The 25090-nt window shown below is 74.5% G+C and carries 20 protein-coding genes; 12 read left to right on the top strand and 8 right to left on the bottom strand.

The window, feature by feature from the left end; genetic code table 11:
- Nucleotides 1-173 precede the first annotated feature (173 nt).
- On the bottom strand, nucleotides 174-2087 hold the full coding sequence (gene glmS / locus K7640_RS19915; RefSeq protein ID WP_222956364.1) for a glutamine--fructose-6-phosphate transaminase (isomerizing): 1914 nt from the start codon (nucleotides 2085-2087) through the stop codon (nucleotides 174-176).
- Between the two features lie 188 nt (nucleotides 2088-2275).
- On the opposite strand from glmS, the gene K7640_RS19910 reads away from it, so the two are divergent.
- Both K7640_RS19910 and K7640_RS19905 read left to right on the top strand, forming a co-directional pair.
- Complete coding sequence (locus K7640_RS19910) at nucleotides 2276-2878, top strand: MmpS family transport accessory protein (RefSeq protein WP_222956363.1); 603 nt, start codon at nucleotides 2276-2278, stop codon at nucleotides 2876-2878.
- 5 nt (nucleotides 2879-2883) lie between these two features.
- Complete coding sequence (locus K7640_RS19905) at nucleotides 2884-4077, top strand: pyridoxal phosphate-dependent aminotransferase (protein ID WP_222956362.1); 1194 nt, start codon at nucleotides 2884-2886, stop codon at nucleotides 4075-4077.
- A 48-nt stretch (nucleotides 4078-4125) separates the two neighbouring features.
- Here K7640_RS19905 and K7640_RS19900 read toward each other — a convergent pair whose 3' ends face one another.
- Nucleotides 4126-4734, bottom strand: a complete 609-nt coding sequence (locus K7640_RS19900) for a PadR family transcriptional regulator (RefSeq protein ID WP_222956361.1) — start codon at nucleotides 4732-4734, stop codon at nucleotides 4126-4128.
- A 98-nt stretch (nucleotides 4735-4832) separates the two neighbouring features.
- On the opposite strand from K7640_RS19900, the gene K7640_RS19895 reads away from it, so the two are divergent.
- Genes K7640_RS19895 through K7640_RS19885 form a run of 3 tightly spaced genes read left to right on the top strand, consistent with a single transcriptional unit; the run spans nucleotide 4833 to nucleotide 11280 of the window.
- Complete coding sequence (locus tag K7640_RS19895; protein ID WP_222956360.1) at nucleotides 4833-7661, top strand: ABC transporter permease; 2829 nt, start codon at nucleotides 4833-4835, stop codon at nucleotides 7659-7661.
- Nucleotides 7662-7663: 2 nt separating this feature from the next.
- Nucleotides 7664-8410, top strand: a complete 747-nt coding sequence (locus K7640_RS19890) for an ABC transporter ATP-binding protein (protein ID WP_222956359.1) — start codon at nucleotides 7664-7666, stop codon at nucleotides 8408-8410.
- A gap of 44 nt (nucleotides 8411-8454) precedes the next feature.
- The gene (locus K7640_RS19885) at nucleotides 8455-11280 is read left to right on the top strand and encodes an FtsX-like permease family protein (protein WP_222956358.1); all 2826 of its coding nucleotides are present in this window, start codon (nucleotides 8455-8457) and stop codon (nucleotides 11278-11280) included.
- A gap of 47 nt (nucleotides 11281-11327) precedes the next feature.
- Here K7640_RS19885 and glmM read toward each other — a convergent pair whose 3' ends face one another.
- The 6 genes from glmM to K7640_RS19855 form a co-directional block, all read right to left on the bottom strand.
- Complete coding sequence (gene glmM, locus K7640_RS19880) at nucleotides 11328-12683, bottom strand: phosphoglucosamine mutase (protein ID WP_222956357.1); 1356 nt, start codon at nucleotides 12681-12683, stop codon at nucleotides 11328-11330.
- 111 nt (nucleotides 12684-12794) lie between these two features.
- Nucleotides 12795-13259 (bottom strand): 30S ribosomal protein S9, encoded by a 465-nt coding sequence (gene rpsI, locus K7640_RS19875; RefSeq protein ID WP_139582597.1) that lies wholly within the window; start codon nucleotides 13257-13259, stop codon nucleotides 12795-12797.
- A 20-nt stretch (nucleotides 13260-13279) separates the two neighbouring features.
- Nucleotides 13280-13723 carry a 50S ribosomal protein L13 gene (gene rplM, locus K7640_RS19870; protein WP_088647410.1) on the bottom strand — a complete coding sequence of 148 codons (444 nt, stop codon included), beginning with the start codon at nucleotides 13721-13723 and terminating at the stop codon, nucleotides 13280-13282.
- 207 nt (nucleotides 13724-13930) lie between these two features.
- A complete protein-coding gene (locus K7640_RS19865; RefSeq protein WP_222956356.1) occupies nucleotides 13931-15295 on the bottom strand; it encodes a NarK family nitrate/nitrite MFS transporter in 1365 nt (454 codons plus the stop codon).
- A 190-nt stretch (nucleotides 15296-15485) separates the two neighbouring features.
- Nucleotides 15486-15779, bottom strand: coding sequence for a type II toxin-antitoxin system PemK/MazF family toxin (locus K7640_RS19860; RefSeq protein ID WP_222956355.1), 294 nt, complete (start codon nucleotides 15777-15779; stop codon nucleotides 15486-15488).
- Nucleotides 15769-16026 (bottom strand): DUF6364 family protein, encoded by a 258-nt coding sequence (locus tag K7640_RS19855; RefSeq protein ID WP_222956354.1) that lies wholly within the window; start codon nucleotides 16024-16026, stop codon nucleotides 15769-15771. Before K7640_RS19855 ends, K7640_RS19860 begins: the two co-directional genes overlap by 11 nt.
- Before the next feature lie 172 nt (nucleotides 16027-16198).
- Between K7640_RS19855 and K7640_RS19850 the strand changes: the two genes are divergently transcribed.
- The 7 genes from K7640_RS19850 to K7640_RS19820 all read left to right on the top strand — a co-directional run bounded on the left by K7640_RS19850 (nucleotide 16199) and on the right by K7640_RS19820 (nucleotide 25088).
- Nucleotides 16199-16666 (top strand): helix-turn-helix domain-containing protein, encoded by a 468-nt coding sequence (locus K7640_RS19850; RefSeq protein ID WP_222956353.1) that lies wholly within the window; start codon nucleotides 16199-16201, stop codon nucleotides 16664-16666.
- 40 nt (nucleotides 16667-16706) lie between these two features.
- Complete coding sequence (locus K7640_RS19845; RefSeq protein ID WP_222956352.1) at nucleotides 16707-17306, top strand: PIN domain-containing protein; 600 nt, start codon at nucleotides 16707-16709, stop codon at nucleotides 17304-17306.
- A gap of 175 nt (nucleotides 17307-17481) precedes the next feature.
- The gene (locus K7640_RS19840) at nucleotides 17482-19590 is read left to right on the top strand and encodes a molybdopterin oxidoreductase family protein (RefSeq protein ID WP_222956351.1); all 2109 of its coding nucleotides are present in this window, start codon (nucleotides 17482-17484) and stop codon (nucleotides 19588-19590) included.
- A gap of 49 nt (nucleotides 19591-19639) precedes the next feature.
- Nucleotides 19640-21070 (top strand): FAD-dependent oxidoreductase, encoded by a 1431-nt coding sequence (locus K7640_RS19835; protein ID WP_308042614.1) that lies wholly within the window; start codon nucleotides 19640-19642, stop codon nucleotides 21068-21070.
- Between the two features lie 81 nt (nucleotides 21071-21151).
- Nucleotides 21152-23665 (top strand): nitrite reductase large subunit NirB, encoded by a 2514-nt coding sequence (nirB, locus tag K7640_RS19830; RefSeq protein WP_222956350.1) that lies wholly within the window; start codon nucleotides 21152-21154, stop codon nucleotides 23663-23665.
- Nucleotides 23662-24000 carry a nitrite reductase small subunit NirD gene (gene nirD, locus K7640_RS19825; protein WP_222956349.1) on the top strand — a complete coding sequence of 113 codons (339 nt, stop codon included), beginning with the start codon at nucleotides 23662-23664 and terminating at the stop codon, nucleotides 23998-24000. Before nirB ends, nirD begins: the two co-directional genes overlap by 4 nt.
- Nucleotides 24000-25088, top strand: coding sequence for a uroporphyrinogen-III synthase (locus K7640_RS19820; protein WP_222956348.1), 1089 nt, complete (start codon nucleotides 24000-24002; stop codon nucleotides 25086-25088). The genes nirD and K7640_RS19820 overlap by 1 nt, the downstream gene beginning before the upstream one ends.
- Nucleotides 25089-25090: the final 2 nt, after the last annotated feature.

Below are 25090 nucleotides of genomic sequence, written 5' to 3'. Positions count from 1 at the left end.
AGACGCGGCAAGTCGGTCCAACCCCGACCTCGACAGCGCGGGACGCGGCAGTCGGCCCGGCCCCGCTCCCGACACCGACGGCGCAGGATGCGGCAGGTCGGCCCCACTCCCGACGGGGACGGCGCGGGATGCGGCAGGTCGGTCCCGCCCGGCGGGCAGGCGGCCCAGGGCGGCTACTCGACGGTCACCGACTTGGCCAGGTTGCGGGGCTGGTCCACGTCGTGGCCGCGGGCGGCGGCGATCTCGGCGGCCAGCACCTGCAAGGGCACGGTGGTGACCAGTGGGGCGAGCAGCGTCGGGGTACGCGGCACGGAGATCAGGTGGTCGGCGTACCGGACCACGGCCTCGTCCCCCTCCTCCGCGATCACGATGGTGCGGGCGCCCCGGGCCCGGACCTCCTGGATGTTGGAGACCACCTTGTCGTGCAGCATGCCCCGGCCGACCGGGGACGGCACGACGCAGATCACCGGCGTGCCCTTGTCGATCAGCGCGATCGGGCCGTGCTTCAGCTCGCCGGCGGCGAAGCCCTCGGCGTGCATGTACGCCAGCTCCTTGAGCTTGAGCGCGCCCTCCAGGGCCACCGGATAGCCGACGTGCCGGCCGATGAAGAGCACGGTCGGCTCGGCGTGCAGTTCGCGGGCGAGCTCGCGGACCGGCGCCATCCGGCTGAGCAGCTCGCGCAACTTGCCCGGCATCTCCTGGAGCTGGGCGACCACCGCGCCCACCTCGTCGGCGAACTTGATCCCGCGCACCTGGGCCAGGTGCAGGCCGATCAGATAGCACGCGACGAGCTGGGTGAGGAACGCCTTGGTCGAGGCGACCGCGATCTCCGGGCCGCCGTGGGTGTAGAGCACCGCGTCGGACTCGCGCGGGATGGTCGAGCCGTTGGTGTTGCAGACGGCCAGCACCCGGGCCTTCTGCTCCTTGGCGTGGCGCAGCGCCATCAGCGTGTCCATCGTCTCGCCGGACTGCGAGATCACCACGATCAGGGTGGACCGGTCGAGCACCGGGTCGCGGTAGCGGAACTCGCTGGCCAGCTCCACCTCGCAGGGGATCCGGGTCCAGTGCTCGATGGCGTACTTGGCGACCAGGCCGGAGTGGTAGGCGGTGCCGCAGGCGACGATGAAGATCTTGTCGATGTCGCGCAGGTCCTCGTCGCTGAGCCGGACCTCGTCGAGGGCGATCTCACCGGTGGAGGTGAGCCGGCCGAGCAGGGTGTCGGCGACCGCCTGCGGCTGCTCCTCGATCTCCTTGAGCATGAACCAGTCGTAGCCGCCCTTCTCGGCGGCCGAGGCGTCCCAGTCGATGTGGAAGTCCTTGCCGGCGGCGGGCAGACCGGCGAAATCGGTGATCTCGATGTGGTCCGGAGTGATCAGCACGATCTGGTCCTGGCCCAGCTCGACCGCGTCCCGGGTGTGCTCGATGAACGCGGACACGTCGCTGGCCAGGTAGTTCTCCCCGTCGCCCCGGCCGACCACCAGGGGTGAGTTGCGTCGGGCGCCGACCACCGCGCCGGGGATGCCGGCGTCGACGGCGAGCAGCGTGAACGCGCCCGCCAGCCGCTGGCAGACCACCCGCATCGCGGCGGAGAGCAGGTGCGGGCCGTCGGCCTCGCCGGCCGCGCGCAGGTCGGCCAGCGCCCGGGCGAGCAGGTGGGCCGCGCACTCGGTGTCGGTGTCGCTGGTGAACTCGACGCCGTCCGCCTCCAGCTCGGCGCGGAGCGTGGCGAAGTTCTCGATGATGCCGTTGTGGATGACGGCGGTGCGGCCGTCCGGGGCGACGTGCGGGTGGGCGTTGCGGTCGGTGGGTCCGCCGTGGGTGGCCCAGCGGGTGTGCCCGATGCCGGTGGTGCCGTCGCCGATGTTGATCGGGCTGGCGGCGCACGACTCGGGGTCGGCCGCGGCCCGCTCGGCCAGCACCTTCTCCAGGTTGGCCAGCCGGCCGGCCTTCTTCTCGGTCAGCAGCACGCCGTCGCAGACGACCGCCACACCGGCCGAGTCGTAGCCCCGGTATTCGAGCCGCCGCAACCCGTCGAGCACGATGCCCAGCGCCGGGCGCGCGCCGGCGTAACCCACGATTCCACACATGAAGGCGAGCCTAGCCGAGTTTCGCTCATCTAGGGTGCTCGTAAGGCGGGTTTTCGAGCATCAGATTTGAGCGATTGGGCCGAGCCGGGTCCTCCGGGGGACAAACCACCGCCGGCACGGGGTCGACCGTCGGCGGTAGGATTTGGCAGGATGTCGCGGATCCGCCAGCAAGCCCGGAAGGCGACTTGATGTCCGACCCCACCCCGCCACCGTCCCGCCGAGGCCCGGCGGAGGACCCCCGGGACCCGTGGGCCGACCTGGGCGGCCGGCTGTCGGAGCACCCGTTCGGCACGCCGCGCCGGCCGTCGGCCCGCCGGGCGTTGCGCGGGCTGGCCGCCCTGGTCGCGGCGGCCGTCGTGCTGGCCACCGTCCTGCACCGGCAGGGCGTGTGGACCACCCCGGAGCCGGACCGCACGGCACCCGCGGCGCAGAGCGCGTCGCCCCGGCCGGGCGACCTGACCGGTGTGCTCACCCCGACGCCGAACGAGTCGGCCGGCGCGCACCGGGTGGTCTACGAGGTGACCGGCGACGGACCGGTCAGCGTCACGTACTGGGTGGAGGGTCGGGCGCCGGAAACCGTGGAGGCCGGCCGGCTGCCGTGGCGCGCCGAGCTGCGCGCCGCGCCCGGCACGACCGTCAACCTGCTCGCCAGCCGGCAGCGCGGCAACGGCGGCATCCAGTGCCGGCTGCTGGTGGACGGGGTGGAACGGGCGCGCAACTCCGCCGCCGGCGCGGTACCGGTCGCCGACTGCAGCGCCCGGGTGGCCGGCGGAGCGGCGAGCGTAGGCTGACCGGCGTGACGACCGCGAATGTCGATCCGCTGGTGGCCCGGATGCGGCCGTTCGGGACGACCATCTTCGCCGAGATGTCCGCGCTCGCGGTGCGCACCGGCGCGGTCAACCTCGGCCAGGGCTTTCCGGACACCGACGGCCCGCCGGAGATGCTCGCCGCGGCCGCCGAGGCGCTGCGCGGCGGGCGCAACCAGTATCCTCCGGGCCCCGGCGTGCCCGAGCTGCGCGCGGCCATCGCGGCGCACCAGGACCGCTTCTGGGGGCTGACGTACGACCCCGACGGCGAGATCGTGGTCACCGCCGGCGCCACCGAGGCGGTCGCGGCCAGCATCCTCGCCCTCTGCGAGCCGGGCGACGAGGTCGTCTGCTTCGAGCCGTACTACGACTCGTACGCCGCCTCGATCGCCCTGGCCGGCGCGGTCCGGCGGCCGGTGACGCTGCGTCCCGGCGCCGACGGCCGGTACGCGGTCGACCCGGCGGAGCTGCGCGCCGCCTTCGGGCCACGGACCCGGCTGGTGCTGCTCAACTCCCCGCACAATCCCACCGGCAAGGTCTTCACCGCCGGCGAGCTGGCCCTGGTCGCCGAGCTCTGTCAGGAGTACGACGCCTACGCGGTCACCGACGAGGTCTACGAACACCTGGTCTTCACCGACGCGGCGGCGCCGCACGTGCCGCTGGCCACGCTGCCCGGCATGCGGGAGCGGACCCTGCGGATCTCCTCGGCCGGCAAGACGTTCTCCTGCACCGGCTGGAAGGTCGGCTGGGCGAGCGGACCCGCGCCGCTGGTCTCGGCCGTGCTGCGGGTGAAGCAGTTCCTCACCTTCGTCAACGCCGCGCCGCTGCAACCGGCGGTGGCGGTGGCGCTGGCCCTGCCGGACGACTACTTCACCGGGTTCCGCGACGGCATGCAGGCCCGACGCGACCAGCTCGGCGCCGCGCTGCGCGCGGCCGGGTTCGAGGTGTTCAGCCCGGACGGCACCTACTTCGTCACCGCCGACGTCACCCCGCTCGGCGGGCGCGACGGGATCGAGTTCTGCCGGTCGCTGCCGCAGCGGTGCGGCGTGGTGGCCGTGCCGACCCAGGTCTTCTACGACGACGTCGAGGCGGGCCGGCGGCTGGTCCGGTTCGCCTTCTGCAAGCGACCCGAGGTGCTGGCCGAGGCGGGTGCCCGGCTGCGCCGGCTGGGCGAGGACGGGTGACCGGCCGGGCGGCCCGATTCCGGCGCTGACCCCCACCGGGCCCGGCCGTCAGCCGGCCGCGCGGGCCGAGCCCGGGTCGGCCGGCCGACCGGTGCCGCCGGTGCTCGGCTGGCCCGCCAGGGTGGCCAGCGTCGCGCCGCCGTCGGCGAGCAGGGCCGCCTCCGCGTCGTCGACGAAGGCCAGGTCGGCCTCCACGTGCCGGGTGGCCGCCGACAGCAGCAGCCGGACCACCGGAGCGTCGGCCCGGCGCCGCAGCCCGTCGAGGTTGCGCAGCTCGCGCATCAGGTGACCACGCTGGTTGCCGAGCACGGCCCGGACGGTCTCCGGCGCGCCGGAGCGGGCCGCCGCGGTGACCTTGAGGAAGAAGTCGTCCCGGAAGCCGCCGCTGCGCGGGCTGGGCTCGGCGAGCCAGCGGTCCAGTTCGGACCGGCCGTCGGCGGTGATCTCGTAGACCACCCGGTCGGGCTTGACCGCCTGCGGATGCCGCTCGGCGACGACCAGGCCGTCCCGGGAGAGCCGGTCGAGGATCTGGTAGAGGTGCCCGATGTTCAGCGGCCCCCACTGCGGCCCGACCGCCGTCTCGAAGGCGCCCTTGAGCTCGTACCCGTAGCTCGGGCCGCGCGCCAACAGGGCCAGGACCGCGTGCTGGATCGCCACCGTCTCCTCCGATCCGGTTCCGGAACAGGGCCCGCGACGGGCCTTGCATTGTGACAATGTATCGCCCAGAGTGGGGACAGCACACGGGGAGGCGCGACATGTTCCGGTTCATCTGGGCGCAGCTTCGCGGTCGTGCTGGACGGTCGGTGGCGCTGCTGGTCGGCGTGCTGGTGGCCACCACCGGTTTCGTCGTCCTGACCGGCGCCACCACCACCTCCCGGCTGGCCGTCACCGGCACCGTCGAGCGCAACACCCGCGCCGCGTACGACATTCTGGTCCGGCCACCGGGCACCCGCACGCCGCTGGAGGCCGAACGCGGTCTGGTCCGGCCCAACTACCTCTCCGGCCTCTTCGGCGGCATCACACTCGATCAGTACCGGCAGGTCGAGGCGATCGCCGGGGTCGACGTCGCGGCGCCCATCGCCATGCTGGGCCACTCCACCACCGGCGTGCCGGCCCCGATCGACCTCACCGACGCGGTGGACCGGTCGCTGGTCCGCCAGGTGATCCGGGTCGATCCCGTCTTCGGCGCCGAGCGCGGCCTGTCCGCCGCCCCCGGCAAACCCCGCTACGTGTACGTGACGAAGAACCCGCTCGTCCACCCGGACCGCACCCAACTGACCGGCGGCGACCGCTGGCGCTACTCGGACGGCCGCTCCTACCCGATCGAGGACGGCTGCGGCGTGGTCCCCCGCGAGGTGCTGCCCGGCGGGCGGACCGTGCCGATCTGCGACCCGAGGTACGCGTTGCTCGGTGACCGCGGGACGTACTCGGAGCGCGAGGACTGGTGGGTCGAGGCGGTCCGACTGCGACCCGACGGCAGGTTCGAGGCCGGACCGGATGTCCTGGCCACTGCCGACGACGGGGCCGGCACGATCGCCGATCGGCTGGTCATGGCGTACAGCGTGACCGTGCCGTTCCTGCTGGCGGCGGTGGACCCACCCGCCGAGCAGCGCCTGGTCGGCCTCGCCGACGCGGTGGTCGCCGGCCGGCCGGTGCGCGCCGACGACCCGGTCGAGGTCGTCAAGCGCGGCATGGCGGTCAACCACGGGTTCCCGGTCCTGGTCACCGCGCGGCCGTTCATCGACGAGACGCTGACCGCCCGGCTCAGCCGGCTGCCGGGGGTGAACCCCGGCGAGATCTCGGTGCTCGACCTGGCCCGGACGCTGGGTGACCGGACGGGCGTGCCCGCCGGTGAAAGCCGGGCCGACGTGGCGCGGGGACACCGGGCGATGGTCGAGGAGGGGCTCAGTGACACCGGCTGCTGCAACGGGCAGTTGCAGCGGGTGGTGCAGTCCGGCGACGTCCGGTACGAACGGTTGCCCGACGGCACGCTGCGCCCCGAACCGCAGCCGCCGGCCGCACCCGAGGTGTACGGCCAGCGCTTCATCTACAACCCGCTGCCCCGCCCCTGGCTCGCCGACGACCGGGGATCCCGGGCCGCCCGGCCGCTGGCGCTGACCGAGGGGCACACCGCGCCGTTCCGGCACTGGTCGGCGGTGGGCGTCTTCGACCCGGAGCGGCTGACGGGGTTCAGCGACGTCGGCAAGGTGCCACTGGAGACGTACGAGCCGCCGCGCGCCGAGGGCGCCGACGAACGCAGCCGCGCCGCGCTGGGCGGCAAACCGCTGGAACCGAGTGGCAACCCGGCCGGTTACCTCTCCGCGCCGCCCCTGCTGCTGACCAACCTGGCCAGCGTGGCCACGCTGCTCGACGGCGGGAGCAGCCCGCAGCGCACCGCGCCGATCAGCGCCATCCGGGTCCGGGTCGCCGACGTGGGCGGCTACAGCGAACGGTCGGCCGAGCGGGTCCGGCTGGTCGCCGAGCAGATCAACCGGGCCACCGGCCTCGACGTGGACATCACCCTCGGCTCCTCCCCCGCCCCCCAGACCGTGGAACTGCCGGCGGGCACGTTCGGCCGGCCCGACCTGCGGCTGACCGAGAACTGGTCCGCCCTCGGCGTCGCCTCGGTGATCACCCGGGCGGTGGACCGCAAGAGCGCCGTGCTCTTCGTGCTGGTGCTGGTGGTCTGCGTACTCTTCCTCGGCAACGCGGTCTCCGCGGCCGTGCGGGACCGCCGGCCGGAGCTGGCGGTGCTCGCCTGTCTCGGCTGGTCGGCCCGCCGGATCGGGGCGCTGATCCTCGGCGAGGTCACCGTGACAGGGCTGGCCGCCGGCCTGCTCTCGGTGGGGCTCGCGGTGCCGCTCGGCGCCGCCCTGGGCATCGACGTGGACTGGCGGCGGGCGCTGCTGGCCGTACCGGTGGCTCTGCTGCTGGCGCTGGTCGCGGGGCTGGCGCCGGCGCTGCGGGCCGCCCGGGCCCACCCGGCCGCCGCGCTGCGCCCGCCGGTGGCCGCCGCCGGCTGGGTACGCCGGCCGCGCACCCTGCCGGGCCTCGCCCTGGCGAACCTGGTCCGCACCCCCGGCCGCACGCTGCTCGGCGCGGGCGCGCTGGCCATCGGGGTGGCCGCGCTGACCCTGGTGGCCGCCGCCGCGTACGCCTTCCGCGGCGCCATCGTGGGCAGCCTGCTCGGCGACCTGGTGTCGCTGAGCGTGCGCGGCGCGGACGCCCTGGCGGCGGTGGCCACCGTGCTGCTCGGCGCCGCCGCGGTGGCCGACGTGCTCTACCTGAACATCCGGGACCGGGCCGCCGAACTGGCCACGCTGCGGGCCACCGGCTGGACCGACGCGGCGCTGGGCCGCCTGATCGGCTACGAGGGGCTGCTGCTCGGCCTGCTGGGCGCGTTGACCGGCGCCGGGCTCGGCCTCGGCGGAGCGGCCTGGCTGGTCGGTGCGCTGCCGGCGGCGCTGGTGCTGGTGGCCGCCGCCGTGGCCGCGGCGGGGGTGCTGGTCACCTGCCTGGCGGCGGTCGTCCCGGCCGCGCTGTTGCACCGCCTTCCCACCGCACGACTACTGGCAGAGGAGTGACCATGGACGCCACCACGGGCAGCGCGGTCCGCGTGGCCGGGCTGGTCCGGCAGTTCCGCAGCGGCGCCGAGCGGCTCACCGCCGTCGACGATGTGTCGCTGGAGATAGCGCCCGGGTCGGTGGTCGCGCTGACCGGGCCGAGCGGCTCCGGCAAGTCCACGCTGCTGCATCTGATCGGTGCGATCGAGCAGGCCGACCGGGGCACGGTGACGGTGGACGACGTGGCGGTCACCGCGCTGCGTCGGGCCGCGCTGGCCCGCTACCGGCAGGGCATCGGCTTCGTCTTCCAGCGCTACCACCTGCTGCCCGCGCTGACCGTGCTGGACAACGTGATCGCGCCCGTGCTGCCGCGCCGGGGGCGCGCCGACCACGCCACCCGGGCCCGGGAACTGCTGGCCGCGGTCGGCCTGGCCGACCGGGAACGCGCCCTGCCCGCCCAGCTCTCCGGCGGCCAGCAGCAGCGGGTGGCCATCGCCCGGGCGTTGATGGGCGAGCCGCGGCTGCTGCTGGCCGACGAGCCCACCGGCAACCTCGACTCGACCACCGGCGCCCAGATCCTCGACCTGCTGCTGGACCTGCGCGACCGGCACGGCATGACGATCCTGCTCGCCACCCACGAACGGGCCATCGCGGCCCGCTGCGACCGGCTGATCCGACTCGCCGACGGGCAGGTCGTGGAGGACGTCGACCTCACCGGTGGCGAGGACCCGGCCGACACCTACGACCGGGTGGCCCGGCTCCGGCTGTAGCCCGGCCGGCCGAACCCGCACCAGAAAATCGAGGAAGGGACGACATGTTCGGGTTCGTCTGGCGTCAGATCCGTGGTCGGGCCGGTCGCTCGGTCGCCCTGCTGGTCGGCGTACTGGTGGCCACCACCGGCTTCGTCGTGTTGACCGGGGCCACCACCACCTCCCGGCTGGCGGTCACCGGCGACGTGCAGCGGGAGACCCGCGCCGCGTACGACATCCTGGTCCGCCCGGCGGGGACCCGCACTCCGCTGGAGGCCGAGCGGGGGCTGGTCCGCCCCAACTACCTCTCGGATTCCTTCGGCGGCATCACCACCGAGCAGTACCAGCGGGTCAGGGCGGTGACCGGGGTGGACGTCGCCGCCCCGATCGCGATGCTCGGTCACTCCACCACCGTGGTCGACCTGCCGCTGGACCTGACCGCCGCCGTCGACCCGTCGCTGGACCGCCAGGTGATCCGGATCGACCGGGCCTTCCTCGCCGAGCGCGGGCTCAGCCACGCGCCCGCCGAGCCGCTCTACGTCTACGTGACGAAGCACCAACTGCTGTATCCGGACAACCCCGGCGGGTTCCGCTCCGACGCCATCCGGTACAGCGACGGCCGCCGCTACGACTCCGACCTCTGCGGCGACGTGCCGCGGGAGGTGCTGCCGGGCGGCCGGAGCGCCCCGGTCTGCGACCCGCGCTGGTACCTGGCCCCCTCGATGGCCACCCTCACCGAGCGCCAGACCTGGTCGGTACAGGCATTCCGGCTGCTGCCCGACGGACGTTTCGAAAGCCCCGCCCCGCAGGCCCCCGGCGCACCCCCCGCCCAATCGGCCGACCGACTGGTCGTCCGGCAGTCCCTGACGGTGCCGTTCCTGCTCGCCGCCGTCGACCCGGACGCCGAGCAGCGGCTGGTCGGGCTCACCGACGCGGTGGTGGGCGGCCGGCCCCTGGCGACCGGCGACGACGTACAGACCAGGCAGCTGGAGGGCGCCCGCATCCACACCCTGCCCGTGCTGGTCAGCGCCCGGCCCTACCTGGACGGCGCGATCCGCACCACCTGGCGCCGGATCACCCCGCGGGGCAGCATCGCCGACGTCGCCCCGGCGGACCTGGCCGGGGTGCTGCGCGGCGCGCCGAGCGTGCCGGCCGGCGGCACCGAGCAGGACGCGGCGGGCGCGTACCGGTCGCAGCTCGACGGCGGCGCGGACGGGTCGGAATGCTGCTCCGGGCAGCTCTCCCGGGTGGTGCAGCCCGGCCAGGTCAGCTACGACCGGAGCCCCGACGGGGTGTTGCGGGCCCGGCCCGCGGCCCCCAACCCCGACGTCTACGTGGGCACCGACCGGTCCATCGCGACCCCGCGGCCCTGGCTGACCGAGGACACCCCGTTCCGGCCGCTGGCCGCGCTCGGACTCCCCCAGTCCAGCCGGTCCACCGCCGTCCTGCGGCAGTGGCGGTCGGTGGGCCTGTTCGACCCGGAGAAGCTGACCGGGTTCAGCGACGTCGGCAAGGTGCCGCTGGAGACGTACCAGCCACCGCGCGCCGAGGGCGCCGAGAACCGCAGCCGGGCCGCGCTCGGCGGCCGGCCGCTGGAACCCAGCGGCAACCCGGCCGGCTACCTGTCCGCCCCGCCGCTGCTGCTGACCAACCTGGCCAGCGTCCAGAAACTGCTGGCCGGCAGCGTCAGCCCGCAACTCGCCGCGCCGATCAGCGCCATCCGGGTCCGGGTCGCCGACGTGGCCGGCTACAGCGAACGCTCCCCCGAGCACGTGCGGCTCGTCGCCGAGCGGATCGCCACCGAGACCGGGCTGGACGTGGACATCACCCTCGGCTCCTCCCCCGCCCCCCAGGCGGTGGAGCTGCCGGCGGGCTCATTCGGCCGCCCGGCGCTGCGGCTGGCGGAGAACTGGGCGGCGCTCGGCGTCGCGTCGGTGATCACGAAGGCGGTGGACCGCAAGAGCGTGGTGCTGTTCGCGCTGGTGCTGGTGGTCTGCGTGCTCTTCCTCGCCAACGCCGTCTCCGCCGCCGTCCGCGACCGGCGCTCGGAACTGGCGGTGCTCGCCTGTCTCGGCTGGCCGGCCCGCCGGATCGGCGCGTTGATCCTCGGCGAGGTGGCCGTGCTGGGACTGGCCGCCGGGCTGCTGGCCGTGGGCCTGTCGGTCCCGCTCGGCGCGGCCCTGGGCATCGACGTGGACTGGCGGCGGGCGCTGCTCGCCGTACCGGTGGCGCTGGGGCTGGCACTGGTCGCGGGCCTGACTCCGGCGCTGCGGGCCGCGCGGACGCACCCGGCCGCCGCGCTGCGCGCACCGGTGGCGGGGGTGGGCCGGGCCCGCCGGCCCCGCGCGCTGCTCGGGCTGGCGCTGGTCAACGTGCTGCGCACCCCCGGGCGTACGGCGCTCGGGGCGGGCGCGCTGGCCCTCGGTGTCGCCGCGTTGACCCTGGTCGGCGCCGCCGCGTACGCGTTCCGCGGGGCCATCGTCGGCAGCCTGCTCGGTGACACCGTCTCGCTCAGCGTGCGCGGCGCGGACACCACAGCCGCGGTCGCCACCGTCCTGCTGGGCGCGGCCGCCGTGGCGGACGTGCTCTACCTCAACATCCGGGACCGGGCGGCCGAGCTGGCCGCGCTGCGTGCCATGGGCTGGACCGACGCCGCGCTGGCCCGGCTGATCGCCTACGAGGGGCTCACGCTGGGTGTGCTCGGCGCCGGCACCGGGGCGGCGCTCGGGCTGGCCGGCGCCGCCGCGCTCGTCGGTGACCTGCCCGGCGAGCTGGCGTCGGTCGCCGGCGTGGTGGCCGCCGTCGGCGTCCTCCTCACCTGCCTGGCCGCGCTGGTGCCGGCCGCCCTGCTGCACCGGATGCCGGTCGCCCGGCTGCTCGCCGAGCAGTGAACCCGGCCCGCCGGGCCGCCGACCGCGGCCCGGCGGGTTCGGAAGCGTCAGCCGGCCGGGCTGGCGGTCCGCACCTGCTCGGCGATCCGCTCGGCGACCTCCCGGGCAGCGTCCTCGGTGGCCGCCTCGACCATCACCCGGACCAGCGGCTCGGTGCCCGACGGGCGCAGCAGCACCCGGCCGGTCTCGCCCAGCTCGGCCTCGGCCCGCTCCACCTCGGCCCGCACGTCCGGCGCCGACGCGCCGACAGTACGGTCGCCGACCGGGACGTTGATCAGCACCTGGGGCAGCTTGGTGAGCACCCCGGCCAGGTCGGCCAGCGACCGGCCGGTGGCGGCCATCCGGGCCATCAGGTGCAGCCCGGTCAGCACCCCGTCGCCGGTGGTGGCGTACGCGGGCAGGACGATGTGGCCGCTCTGCTCGCCGCCGAGGGCCAGCCCGGAGGCGCGCAGCTCCTCCAGCACGTACCGGTCGCCGACCTTGGTCTCCATCAGCCGGATGCCCTCGCGCTGCATGGCCAGCCGCAGGCCGAGGTTGCTCATCACCGTGGCGACCAGGGTGTCCCCGGTCAGCGTGCCGGCCTCCCGCATGGCCAGGGCGAGGATCGCCATCACCTGGTCACCGTCGACCTCGTCGCCGTCGGCGGTCACCGCGACACAGCGGTCGGCGTCGCCGTCGTGCGCGATGCCCAGGTGCGCGCCGTGCTCGACCACGGCCTGGCGCAGCGCGTCGATGTGGTTGGAGCCGCAGTCGTCGTTGATGTTCAGGCCGTCGGGCTCCGCGTGGATCGCGATCACCTCGGCGCCCGCCTCCCGGTACGCCACCGGGGCGACGTCCGCGGCGGCGCCGTTGGCGCAGTCGACCACGACCTTGATCCCGTCCAGCCGGTGCGGGACGGTCCCGACCAGGTGCTGCACGTAGTGGTCGGCGCCGTCGAGCAGGTCGTGCACCCGGCCCACGCCGGCCCCGACCGGCCGCGCCCAGGCGGTGGTGGCGTTCGCCTCGACGGCCGCCTCGATCTTCATCTCCAGCTCGTCGGGGAGCTTGTGCCCGCCGGCGGCGAAGAGCTTGATCCCGTTGTCGGGCATCGGGTTGTGCGACGCGGAGAGCATCACACCCAGGTCGGCCTTGGTCTCGGCGGTGAGGAAGGCCACCGCCGGGGTGGGCAGCACGCCGACCCGGACGACGTTCGCGCCGGCGCTGGTCAGCCCGGCGACCACGGCCGCCTCCAGCATCTCGCCGCTGGCCCGGGTGTCCCGGCCGACCACGGCCAGCGGGGGATGGCTCTTGTCCGTCTCGGCGAGGGTGTGCGCGGCGGCGACCGCCACCGCGAGCGCCAACTCCGGGGTGAGATCCGCGTTCGCCCGCCCGCGTACGCCGTCCGTGCCGAACAACCGGCCCATACCCGCCAACCTCCGATGAGCTGTTCCAGGGGAAAGGCGGACGGCCGGGCCACCTCCCGTGCGGGGAGGCGAACCCGGCCGTCCGTCAGAAGTACAACGTGCAGCTGTTGATCAGCGCTTCGAGTACTGAGGAGCCTTACGGGCCTTCTTGAGGCCGTACTTCTTGCTCTCCTTGACCCGGGCGTCCCGGGTGAGGAAGCCGGCCTTCTTCAGGGCCGGGCGGTCGTCCGGCTCGCTGACGATCAGCGCCCGGGCGATGGCGAGGCGCAGCGCGCCGGCCTGGCCGGTGGTGCCGCCACCGCGCAGGTTGGCGATGACGTCGAAGGCCTCGGGCTTCTCGGCGGTCACCAGCGGGTCCTTGATCAGCTGCTGGTGCACCTTGCTCGGGAAGTACGCCTCGAGGTCGCGGCCGTTGCAGGTGATCTTGCCGGTGCCCGGGACGATGCGGACCCGGACGATGGCCTCCTTGCGCCGACCCACGGTCTGGATCGGGCGGTCACCACGCGGCGCGCGGGCGACGGGCGCCGGCGCCTCGGTGGCCTCGGGGGCAACCTCGGTCTCGGTGATGTCGGTCATGCTGCTTCCTTCGCCCGCGCTCACTGCGCGATCTGCTTGATCTCGAACGGCACCGGCTGCTGGGCCAGGTGCGGGTGCTCGGCACCGGCGTAGACCTTCAGCTTCTTGATCAGCTGACGGCCGAGCTTGTTGTGCGGGAGCATCCCCTTCACGGCCAGCTCGATGGCCCGCTCGGGACGCTTGGTCAGCAGCTCTTCGTAGCCGACCTGCTTCAGACCACCCGGGTAACCGGAGTGGCGGTAGGCGACCTTGGTCTGCCGCTTGTTGCCGGTCAGCGCGACCTTGCCCGCGTTCACGATGACGACGAAGTCGCCCGTGTCGACGTGCGGCGCGAAAGTCGGCTTGTGCTTGCCGCGCAGCAGCGTGGCGGCGTGGGTGGCCAGGCGGCCCAGCACGACATCAGAGGCGTCGATGACGTGCCACTGACGCTCGATCTCACCCGGCTTCGGGCTGTACGTACGCACAGGTCTACCTTGTCTCGTCGTCGGTCTGGGGTCGCGCGCCGAGGTGACCCGTTTCCCAGGTCGAACCAGCGCGCACGAACGACCAAGCGTACCTGATGCGGCACGCCTCTGGATGTCGTACAACAGCAGGCAACGATACCCGCAGCCCCGTCGGCAGGTCAAAACGGGGTCACCCGGCGTCCCCGGTCGGCCCGACTGCGGTGCGGGTCACACCCCGGCCCGGGCCATCCGCGAGCCCGGCCGGACGTAGCCCACCCAGGTGACGACCAGCAGCAGGACGAAGAACCCGAGATAGAACCGGAGCGCCGGCTGGATGCCGCCGTAGGTCGATTTCGCCCAGGCGTAGCAGATGGGCACGAGGAACCCGCCGAACGCCCCGACGGAGGAGATGACGCCGAGCGCCCCCGCGGCCTGCCGCCGCATCGCCAGCATCGTCTCCGGGGAGCCGCCGAGGTCCTCGCCCTTGACCCGGAAGATCTTCGAGATCATCCGGTAGGTCGAGCCGTTGCCGATCCCGGTGGCGACGAAGAGCGCCATGAACGCGGCGAAGAAGACGCCCAGGTGCCGGTGTTCCACGGACCACAGCGCCGCGTACGCCCCGGCGGCCATCAGCGCGAAGCTGCCCACCGTCACCCGCGCGCCGCCGACCGCGTCGGAGAGCCGGCCGCCGAGCGGGCGGCACACCGAGCCGACGCCGGCACCGAGGAACGCCCAGCCCAGCGCGATGTCGGGGCGGCCGAAGACCGACGTGAGCAGGGTCGGGAAGGCGGCCGAGTAGCCGATGAACGAGCCGAACGTGCCGACGTACAGCAGGGACATCAGCCAGGTGTCCCGGTGCCGCAGCGCGGACCAGACCGGCCCGACGTCCGCCTTCGCCTCCGCCAGGTTGTCCATGAACAGGTAGGCGCAGGCGGCCGCGGCCACCGCCAGCGGCACGTACATCAGCCCGGCCCGGGCCAGCGCGAGCCCGCCGCCCAGCACGATCACCTGGGGCACCAGGAACTGCACCACGGCGACGCCGATGTTGCCGCCGGCCGCGTTCAGGCCCAGCGCCCAGCCCTTCTCCCGTTCCGGATAGAAGAAGGAGATGTTCGCCATGCTGGAGGCGAAGTTGCCGCCGCCGAGCCCGGCGGTGGCGGCGATCAGCATCAGCGGCAGGTAGCCGATCTCCGGGTGGCTGACCGCCCAGGCCAGGCCGGCGCAGGGCACGATCAGCAGCAGCGCGGAGGCGACCGTCCAGTTCCGCCCGCCGAAGACCGGCACCGCGAAGGTGTACGGCAGCCGCAGCAGCGCGCCGACCCCGCTGGGCAGCGCGGTCAGCCACAGCGCCTGGCTGGTGGTGAGCTGCCAGCCGGCGTCGTCGAGCCGGACGACCACGATGCTCCACAGCAGCCAGACCGAGAAGCCGATGTGCTCGGCGAAGATCGAGAAGATCAGGTTCCGGCGGGCGGTCCGCCGGCCCACGGCCCGCCAGAACGCCGGGTCCTCCGGCTCCCAGTGGCCGATCCACCGGCCGGGCCGGCGGCGCAGGTCGACCTCACCGCTCTCCGCGGGTTCGACAAGAGTGGTCATCAGCGGTTCTCCTCACGGCCCGGCGGCGTCCAGGGACGGTCGCCCGGTCCGCCGGCGGACCGGCGGGGGCGGGCGCCCGGCAGCACCGTAGGAAGCCGGAATTACCGCGAGGTTCGTCCGGGAAGTCGGGGAGGCAACGGGCCCCGCACCGACCGGCCCGACCGGTGGTGAGGTGAGCGGACGGGCCGGGTCAGAGCTCCTGGAGGATGCGCAACGCCCGACCGACCCGCTGCATGGTCTCGGTGTCCGCGACGTCCACGCACTCGGTGAACCACTTCTTCATGGGCGAGGAGAGCCGGTCGGGCATCACCACGTACCCGCCCATCCGGACGGCCAGCGGCGAGTCGCGCAGCAGCGTCTCCTCGACCACCTCGGCCACGATCACGATCGGCACCTCGGTGGAGTTGTAGACGTCGGAGCTGATCACCAGACCGAGCCGTTCCCGGGCGCCCTCGATGCGCCAGACCTCGCCCCTACGCAGCACGCGGGCGCCCGCCGAAGAGCACGTCGTCGACCATGCCCACCTCGTCGGCGTCGGCGAGGGCGGCGGACTCCAGGTCGAGGCCGGCGCGGCCGACCGCGGCGGCGTGCGCGGCGAAGACCTCGCGCAGCGCCTTCTCCCGGGCCGCCTGGTCCATCCAGGCGGAGAGCGACAGCCCCTCCGCCCGGGCGAACCGGCGCGCCTCCTCGATCGTCTCGTCGGAGAACGACAACGTCACCTTCGCGGTCATGCCGCTGAGACTACCCGCTGGTATGACCACCAGTCATCTTCTGCTCCCAGGAGCCGATCATTCGGACACCACCAAATGAAACAACCGAAGCCGCTTGCAGATATTTCGCTTGGCCGCGACGATGAGTCCGAACGGTTGGGACAATGGGTCCGAGGATCAGCAAGGGAGCATCATGAGCCTCAGCGCCGCGATGGCCGCCTCGGTCATGCCTTCCGAGGGAGCCGAGCGCCAGCAGGTGGCCGCCATGGAGGCATTCCTCCTGCGGCACCCTCGCGCCGCCGGCAGGAGCACGGCCCGCCTCGTCTCGTCCGACGGAGAAGAGGTCGAGGTCCCCGCCCAGTTGGTCGACGTACTCCGTCAGATCTCAGCGATGCTCGCACGCGGCGACGGCGTCGCGATCAGCGCCATCGCCCGCGAGCTGACGACGACCGAGGCGGCAAAGCTACTCGGCATGTCCCGCCCCACACTGGTCCGGCTCCTTGACAGCGGGGCCATCCCCGCCCACCGAGTCGGCAGCCACCGGCGCGTCTTCCTCAGCGACGCCCTCGCCTTCCGGCAGCGGCAGATGGATGAGCGCCGAAAGTCGTACGAGGCCCTCATGTGGGAGGCCGACGCGCTGGGCTTCAACGACGACGAGTAGATCCCGGCCGGAGCAGGGCGGGCTGGTTAGGGTGTCCACTGTGATCCCCGGCGCCCCCCTGGTGTTCCTGGATGCCAACGTGCTCTTCTCCAGGACGCTTCGCGACTGGATCAGCCTCCTCGCGCTGGACAGCGACTGCACCGTTTTCGATCTTCGGTACAGCGAGGATGTCCTGGCGGAGTGGATGTATCGCCTGCGCCGAAAGCGGCCCGAGCATTCCGAGCAGGCGATCGGGGGACAGCGACGCCGGTTCGTCCAGGCTTTCCCGGACGGCCTGGTCACGGGCTATACGCCGCAGGACGTCCCGTGCCCGCCAGACCCTGATGACCGTCACGTGCTGGCCGCTGCCGTCCACGGCGGCGTCCACTTCCTGGTCACCGACGATCGACGCGCCTTCCCACCGGAATGCACCCAGGAGATGCTTTCCGTCCTCACCGGTGACGAGTTCCTCAACTGGGTGGCCGACCGCTCGATGGTCCTGGTGCGGAGCGTGCTGGCTCGGCAGACCGACTACTACCGACGCAGCCTGGTGGCCCAGGACCGGGATGCCGTCGAGCTGATCGCCCACCTGCGGAAGGCCGGAGCACTCCGGTTCGCGCAGCGACTCGAGGATCAGCTACCCGACCCGTCGGCCCGCTGACCGCCGACTCCGCCGTCCGCGACGGCTGGACGCCCGACCGCCGCGGACGGCGAAGCGCTCCTGATCCAGGCCCATCGATCCGCTCGGTCGCCGCCGTGCGGTGTGAGCCGCTCTTGACAGGACCGAAACAGAAGAGACCCGGACCGGAAACCGCCCGCCGGCACGCTTTTCCGACATGACAGACGGTGCGCACGCGGCGACGCGATCGGGGGTACGCCCCCGGGAGGCCGCCACGCACTGCCCGTACTGCGCGTTGCAGTGCGGCATGGTGTTGCGTGCGACCGGAGCCGGCGTCGAGGTGGCCCCCCGGGACTTCCCCACCAACCGCGGCGGGTTGTGCCAGAAGGGCTGGACCGCCGCCGACCTGCTCGACCATCCGGACCGACTCACCACGCCGCTGCTGCGCGACCGGCCCGGCGGCGAACTGCGCCCGGCCGGCTGGGACGAGGCGCTCGACCGGGTCGCCACCGCACTGCGGGCGGTCCGGCAGCGGCACGGGCCGGACGCGGTCGCGGTCTTCGGCGGCGGCGGGCTGACCAACGAGAAGGCGTACGCGCTGGGCCGGTTCGCCCGGGTGTCGCTCGGCACCCGGCACATCGACTACAACGGGCGCTGGTGCATGTCATCAGCCGCCGCGGCCGGCAATCGGGCCTTCGGCGTCGACCGGGGACTGCCGTTCCCGCTGGCCGACCTCGGCCGGGCGGACACGCTGCTGCTGGTCGGCGCGAACCCGGCCGAGACCATGCCGCCGCTGATGCGTCACCTCGCCGACCAGCGGGCACGGGGCGGCCGGCTGATCGTGGTCGACCCGCGGGCCACCGCCACCGCCCGCCAGGCCGACCTGCACCTGCAACCGCTGCCCGGCACCGACCTGGCGGTGGCCAACGCGCTGCTGCACATCGCGCTCACCGAGGGCTGGCTCGACCGGGCGTACATCGACACGCGGACCACCGGATTCGACGAGGTCCGGCGTACCGTGGCCGGCTACTGGCCGGCGGAGGTGGAACGGCTGTCCGGGGTGCCGGTGGCCGACCTGGAAGCCACCGCCCGGGCGCTGGCCACCGTGGACCGGGCGGTCATCCTCACCGCCCGGGGCGCCGAGCAGCACGCCAAGGGCGTGGACACGGTCACCGCCCTCATCAACCTGGCGCTTGCGCTGGGCCTGCCCGGGCGCGCCGGTTCCGGCTACGGCTGCCTGACCGGGCAGGGCAACGGGCAGGGCGGCCGGGAGCACGGGCAGAAGGCCGACCAGCTCCCCGGCTACCGGCGGATCGACGATCCGGCAGCCCGGGCGCACGTGGCCCGGGTGTGGGGCGTCGACCCGGCCACGCTGCCCGGGCCCGGGGTGCCGGCCTATCAGCTGCTCGACTCGCTGGGCACCGCGTCCGGGCCGAAGGCGCTGCTGGTGTTCGGCTCCAATCCGGTCGTCTCCGCGCCGCGCGCGGCCCGGATCGAGTCCCGGCTGCGCGACCTGGACCTGCTGGTGGTGGCCGACTTCCTCCGCTCGGAGACGGCGGAGCTGGCCGACGTGGTGTTGCCGGTGGCCCAGTGGGCCGAGGAGGACGGCACGATGACCAACCTGGAGGGCCGGGTGCTGCGCCGCCGAGCGCTGCGCGAACCACCCGCCGGCGTCCGCACCGACCTGGAGGTCATCGCCGGGCTCGCCGCCCGCCTGCCCGGCGCCGAGCGGCTGCCGACCGACCCGCGGACGGTCTTCGAGGAGCTGCGGCTGGCCTCGGCCGGCGGTCCGGCCGACTACGCCGGGATCACCTGGGACCGGATCGACGCCGACAACGGCGTCTTCTGGCCCTGCCCGGACTCCGACGGGCCGGACCGGCCGCGGCTCTTCGCCGACCGGTTCCCCACTCCGGACGGCCGGGCCCGCTTCCATCCGGTGACCCACCGGCCGGCCGCCGAGCCGGTCTGCGCCGAGTACCCGCTGCACCTGACCACCGGGCGGGTCCTCGCGCAGTACCAGTCCGGCACGCAGACCCGGCGGGTCGCCGCGTTGCGCCGGGCCGCGCCGGGCGGCTTCGTCGAACTCCACCCGGAGCTGGCCGCCCGGCTCGGCGCGGCCGAAGGTGACGAGCTGCGGGTGGTCTCCCGTCGTGGGGAGCTGTGCGCACCGGCCCGGATCAGCCCGGCGATCCGGCCGGACACCGTGTTCACGCCGTTCCACTGGCCGGGCGCGGCGCGGGCCAACTCGGTCACCAACGACGCGGTGGACCCGGTCTCCGGGATGCCCGAATTCAAGATCTGCGCGGTCCGGGTGGAGCGGGCATGAGCGGCCGGACCGGCGGACGGGATCGGCCGGCGGGGGACGGAGGACGACCGTGCGGGTGGTGATCGTCGGGCACGGGATGGCCGGCTCCCGGCTCGCCGCCGAGCTGCACGCCCGGGGCGGGGACCGGAAGGTCACCGTGCTCGGCGCGGAGCCGCACCGGGCGTACAACCGGATCTTGCTCTCCACCCTGCTGGCCGGCAAGATCACCGAGCCGGACGTGGAGCTGGCCGAGGTCTCCGGGCAGGGGGTCGACCTGCGCACCGGGGTGACCGCCGTGGCAATCGACCGGGCGGCCCGCCAGGTACGCACCGCCGACGGCGACCGGATCCCGTACGACCACCTGGTGCTCGCCACCGGCGCCCGGGCCGTGGTGCCCCCGCTGCCCGGCCTCGATCCGGCCGGCCTGCCCGACCGGGTGGCCGCCTTCCGCACCCTCGCCGACTGCCGGCGGATCCTGGCCACCGCCCGGGGCGCCCGCCGGGCCCTGGTGCTCGGTGGCGGCCTGCTCGGGCTGGAGGCGGCGCGCGGGCTCGCCGCCCGGGGACTGGACGTGACCGTGGTGCACCCCACGCCGTGGCTGATGGAGCGGCAGCTCGACGCCGCCGCCGGGGCGGTGCTCGCGGACACCCTCGCCGGGCTGGGCGTCAGCACCGTCCTCGGCGTGCCGGCCACCGCGGTGACCGCCGACCCCGACCGGGTCCGCCTCGACCTGGCCGACGGCCGTACGCTCGCCGCCGACCTGCTGGTCCTCTCCTGCGGGGTGCGCCCGGACACCGCCCTGGCCACCGCCGCCGGCCTGACCGTCCAGCGCGGCATCGTGGTGGACGACCGGCTGCGCACCAGCGACCCGGACGTCTCGGCGATCGGCGACTGCGCGCAGCACGACGGCGTGCCGACCGGGCTGGTCGCCCCGGCCTGGGCGCAGGCCCGGGTGGTGGCGCGGCTGCTCAGCGGCGAGGAGCCGACGGCCCGGTACCGGCCCCGGCCGGCGGTGACCCGGCTCAAGGCGGCCGGCATCGACCTCGCCGCGATGGGTGACCCCGGCGCCGGTCCCGGCGAGGAACTGGTGTTCAGCGACGCGACCCGCGGCACGTACGCCCGGCTGCGGATCGACGGTGACCGGCTGACCGGCGCGATCCTGCTCGGCGACAACCCGGCGGTGGGCACGGTGGTGCAGCTCTTCGACCGGGGTGGGCCGGTGCCGGCGGACCGGCGGTCGCTGCTGCTCGGCCGGGCCTTCGGCACGGCGCCAGCCACCAGCTCCACCTCGCCGGCGCTGATGCCGGACGGGGCCACGGTGTGCCAGTGCAACGACGTCAGCAAGGGAGCGCTGGTGGCCTGCTGGCGCGGCGGCGCCCGGACGGTCGACGAGGTGGTCGCCGCGACCCGGGCCGGCACCGGCTGCGGCGGCTGCCGGGACGCGGTCGCCGGCCTGGTGGGTTGGCTGGCCGCCGCGGACTCGGTGGCGGTGCCGGGATGACCAGCTCCCTGGCGGTGCCGTGCTGGCCAGCTCCGTGGCGGTGCCGTGATGACCAGCGACGACGTGCGAGGAGGTGACACGATGACCGGTCCGAGGGTGGTGGTCGTCGGCAACGGGATGGTCGGCGAGCGGTTCGTCGAGGCGCTGCGGACGCGGGACCGGGACGGGCGCTGGCGGGTGACGGTGCTCGCCGAGGAGCGGCGGCCGGCGTACGACCGGGTGCGGCTGTCGGCCTTCTTCGACGGGGTGAGCGCCGAGGAGTTGAACCTGCACACCCCCGACGACGGGGTGGAGCTGCGGCTGGGCGAGCCGGCCCTGCGCATCGACCGGGAGCGGCGGCTGGTGACCACCGCGGGCGGCGAGGTCCCGTACGACGCGCTGGTGCTGGCCACCGGGTCGTACCCGTTCGTGCCACCGGTCGACGGCACCGACCTGCCGGGGGTCTTCGTCTACCGGACCCTGGACGACCTCGCCGCGATCCGGGAGCACGCCCGGGGCCGGCGGACCGGGGCGGTGATCGGCGGCGGCCTGCTCGGGCTGGAGGCGGCGAACGCGCTGCGGCTGCTCGGCCTGGACACCAGCGTGGTCGAGTTCGCGCCCCGGCTGATGCCGGCGCAGGTGGACGAGGCGGGCGGGGCGATGCTCCGCCGCTACGTCGAGGAGCTGGGCGTCACGCCGTACCTCGGGGTGGCCACCAGCGCGCTGCGCCCGGGGCCGGACGGCACGGTGGCCGCGCTGGAGCTGGCCGACGGCCGTACGGTCGACGCGGAGCTGGTGGTGGTGGCCGCCGGCATCCGGCCCCGGGACGAGCTGGCCCGGGCGGCCGGGCTGCCGCTCGGCCCGCGCGGCGGGGTGCTTGTCGACGCCGGCTGCCGGACGGCGGACGAGCGGATCTGGGCGGTCGGCGAGTGCGCGGCGGTGGACGGCACCTGCCACGGGCTGGTCGCCCCCGGGTACGCGACCGCCGAGGTGGTCGCCGACCGGCTGCTCGGCGGGGCGGCCACCTTCCCCGGCGCGGACACCGCCACCAAGCTCAAGCTGCTCGGCGTGGACGTGGCGTCGTTCGGCGACGCGCACGGCACCACCCCCGGCTGCCTCGACGTCACCTTCACCGACCCGGCCACCCGGGCGTACGCGAAGCTGGTCCTCTCCGACGACGCGCGGACGCTGCTCGGCGGCGTGCTGGTCGGCGACGCGAGCGCCTACCCGACGCTGCGGGCGAGCGTGGGCGGTCCGCTGCCCGCTCCCCCGCTGGCGTTGCTGGCGCCGGCCGGCGGCGCGGGCTCCGGCGCGGGAGCGCTGCCGGCCGCCGCCCAGGTCTGTTCCTGCAACGCGGTGACCCGGGCTGACATCGACGCGGCGATCGCCGGCGGGGCCGGCGACGTGCCGGCGCTGAAGGCGTGCACCCGGGCCGGTACGAGCTGCGGCTCCTGCGTGCCGATGCTGAAGCAGCTCCTCGACGCGGCCGGGGTGCGGCAGTCGACGGCGCTCTGCGAGCACTTCGACACCAGCCGGCAGGAGCTGTTCGACATCGTCCGGGTCCGCGGCATCCGGACCTTCTCCCAGCTCATCGCCGAGCACGGGCGGGGGCGCGGCTGCGACATCTGCAAGCCGGTGGTGGCCTCGATCCTCGCCTCGCTGGGCACCGGGCACGTGCTCGACGGCGAGCAGGCGTCCCTGCAGGACACCAACGACCACTTCCTGGCCAACCTGCAACGCGACGGCAGCTACTCGGTGGTGCCCCGGATCCCCGGCGGGGAGATCACCCCGGAGAAGCTGATCGTGATCGGCGAGGTGGCCCGGGACTTCCGGCTCTACACCAAGATCACCGGCGGGCAGCGGATCGACCTGTTGGGCGCCCGGGTCGAGCAGCTCCCGCAGATCTGGCGGCGGCTGGTCGACGCCGGCTTCGAGTCCGGCCACGCCTACGGCAAGGCGCTGCGCACGGTGAAGTCCTGCGTCGGCGAGACCTGGTGCCGGTACGGGGTGCAGGACTCGGTCGGGCTGGCCGTCGCGCTGGAGCTGCGCTACCGCGGCCTGCGGGCCCCGCACAAGCTCAAGTCGGCGGTCTCCGGCTGCGCCCGGGAGTGCGCCGAGGCGCGCAGCAAGGACTTCGGCATCATCGCCACCGAGACCGGCTGGAACCTCTACGTCGGCGGCAACGGCGGCTTCCGCCCCCGGCACGCCGACCTGTTCGCCACCGACCTGTCCACCGAGGCGCTGATCCCGCTGATCGACAGGTTCGTGATGTATTACATCCGCACCGCCGACCGGTTGCAGCGCACCGCCGCCTGGATCGAGGCGATGGACGGCGGCCTCGACCACCTCCGGTCGGTGATCGTGGACGACTCGCTCGGGCTCTGCGCCGAACTCGACGCCGCCATGGCGCGGCACGTGGCGTCGTACTCCGACGAGTGGCGGGACGTGCTGGAGGATCCGGAGCGGCTGCGCCGGTTCACCTCCTTCGTCAACGCACCCGACGTGCCGGACCCGTCCATCACCTTCACGGTGGCCCGCGGCCAGCCGGTGCCGGCGCGCGCCGCCGACCACCGCCGGCAGCCGGTCGCGCTCGGACTTCCGGAGGTACGGCGGTGAGGACGCTGAACTGGACGCCGGTCTGCCCGCTCGACCGGCTGGACCCCGACCGCGGGGTGGCCGCGCTTGTCGACGGCGTGCAGGTGGCCCTCTTCCGCACCGGCGGCGAGCTGTACGCGGTCGACAACCTCGATCCCGTCGGCGGGGCGTACGTGATGTCCCGGGGCATCGTGGGCAGTCGCGGTGGCCTGCCGACCGTCGCGTCCCCGCTGCACAAGCAGGTCTACGACCTGCGGACCGGGCGCTGCCTGGAGGTGGCCGGCGTGACCCTGCGCCGGCACCGGATCCGGTGCCGGGACGGTCTGGTCGAGGTGCGGTTGCGACAGGAGGAGTGATGCGGGAGGAACTGGCCGGCTTCACCGTCGGCGTGACCGCCGACCGGCGGCGGGACGAGCTGGCCGCGCTGCTGGAGCGGCGCGGCGCCCGGGTCGTGCTCGCCCCGGCCCTGCGGATCGTGCCGCTGGCCGACGACACCGACCTGCGCGAGGCCACCCGGGCCTGCCTGGGCCGGCCGCCGGACGTGCTGATGGCCAACACCGGCATCGGCATGCGCGGCTGGCTGGAGGCGGCGGAGGGCTGGGGGCTGGCCGAGCCGCTGCACGCCGTCCTCGCCCGCTCCTACGTGGTGGCCCGCGGCCCGAAGGCGACCGGCGCGGTGCGGGCCGCCGGCCTGCGGGAGCACTGGTCGCCGGCCTCGGAGAGCTGCGACGAGGTGATCGAACACCTGGTCCGGCGGGGCGTGGCCGGGCAGGTGATCGCGCTCCAGCTGCACGGTGAGCGGCAGCCGGAGTGCACCGAGGCGCTGGTGGCGGCGGGCGCCACGGTGATCGAGGTGCCCGTCTACCGGTGGGCGCCCCCGGCCGACCCCGCCCCGCTGCACCGCCTCGTCGACCTGGTCGCCGGCCGGCTGGTCGACGCGGTCACCTTCACCTCGGCCCCGGCGGCGGAGGCGCTGCTGCGGGCCGCCGGCGACCGGACCGAGACGGTGCTGGAGGCGCTGCGCGGAGACGTGCTGGCCGGTTGCGTCGGCTCGGTCACCGCCGAACCCCTGATCCGGCGCGGGGTGCCGGTGAGCGCCCCGAGCCGGGCCCGGATCGGGGCGCTGGTCCGGACCATCGTCGACGAGCTGCCCCGCCGCACGGTGACCGTGAAGGCGGGCGGTCACCTGGTGACCCTGCGCGGGCACGCGGCCGTGGTCGACGGCGAGCTACGCCCGCTGGCCCCCGCCCCGATGGCGGTGCTCCGGGCGCTCGCCCGCTCCCCCGGCCGGGTGCTGTCCCGCGCCGCGCTGCTGCGTACGCTGCCGCGCGGCGCGGACGAGCACGCCGTCGAGATGGCGGTGGCCCGGCTCCGGGCCGGGCTGCGGGCCCCCCGGGTGGTGCAGACCGTGGTCAAGCGCGGGTACCGGCTGCGCCTGGACTGACC

The organism is Micromonospora sp. PLK6-60 (assembly GCF_019890675.1).
GTDB lineage: Bacteria > Actinomycetota > Actinomycetes > Mycobacteriales > Micromonosporaceae > Micromonospora.
Note: the sequence above shows the minus strand (reverse complement) of the source record. Positions and strands in the feature narration are given on the sequence as shown.

Excerpts from the sequence above, each read along its gene's own strand:
- glmS (WP_222956364.1), bottom strand. The coding sequence starts at position 2,087 with ATGTGTGGAATCGTGGGTTACGCCGGCGCGCGCCCGGCGCTGGGCATC.
- K7640_RS19910 (WP_222956363.1), top strand. The coding sequence starts at position 2,276 with ATGTCCGACCCCACCCCGCCACCGTCCCGCCGAGGCCCGGCGGAGGAC.
- K7640_RS19895 (WP_222956360.1), top strand. The coding sequence starts at position 4,833 with ATGTTCCGGTTCATCTGGGCGCAGCTTCGCGGTCGTGCTGGACGGTCG.
- K7640_RS19890 (WP_222956359.1), top strand. The coding sequence starts at position 7,664 with ATGGACGCCACCACGGGCAGCGCGGTCCGCGTGGCCGGGCTGGTCCGG.
- K7640_RS19885 (WP_222956358.1), top strand. The coding sequence starts at position 8,455 with ATGTTCGGGTTCGTCTGGCGTCAGATCCGTGGTCGGGCCGGTCGCTCG.
- glmM (WP_222956357.1), bottom strand. The coding sequence starts at position 12,683 with ATGGGCCGGTTGTTCGGCACGGACGGCGTACGCGGGCGGGCGAACGCG.
- rpsI (WP_139582597.1), bottom strand. The coding sequence starts at position 13,259 with ATGACCGACATCACCGAGACCGAGGTTGCCCCCGAGGCCACCGAGGCG.
- K7640_RS19865 (WP_222956356.1), bottom strand. The coding sequence starts at position 15,295 with ATGACCACTCTTGTCGAACCCGCGGAGAGCGGTGAGGTCGACCTGCGC.
- K7640_RS19855 (WP_222956354.1), bottom strand. The coding sequence starts at position 16,026 with ATGACCGCGAAGGTGACGTTGTCGTTCTCCGACGAGACGATCGAGGAG.
- K7640_RS19850 (WP_222956353.1), top strand. The coding sequence starts at position 16,199 with ATGAGCCTCAGCGCCGCGATGGCCGCCTCGGTCATGCCTTCCGAGGGA.
- K7640_RS19840 (WP_222956351.1), top strand. The coding sequence starts at position 17,482 with ATGACAGACGGTGCGCACGCGGCGACGCGATCGGGGGTACGCCCCCGG.
- nirB (WP_222956350.1), top strand. The coding sequence starts at position 21,152 with ATGACCGGTCCGAGGGTGGTGGTCGTCGGCAACGGGATGGTCGGCGAG.
- K7640_RS19820 (WP_222956348.1), top strand. The coding sequence starts at position 24,000 with ATGCGGGAGGAACTGGCCGGCTTCACCGTCGGCGTGACCGCCGACCGG.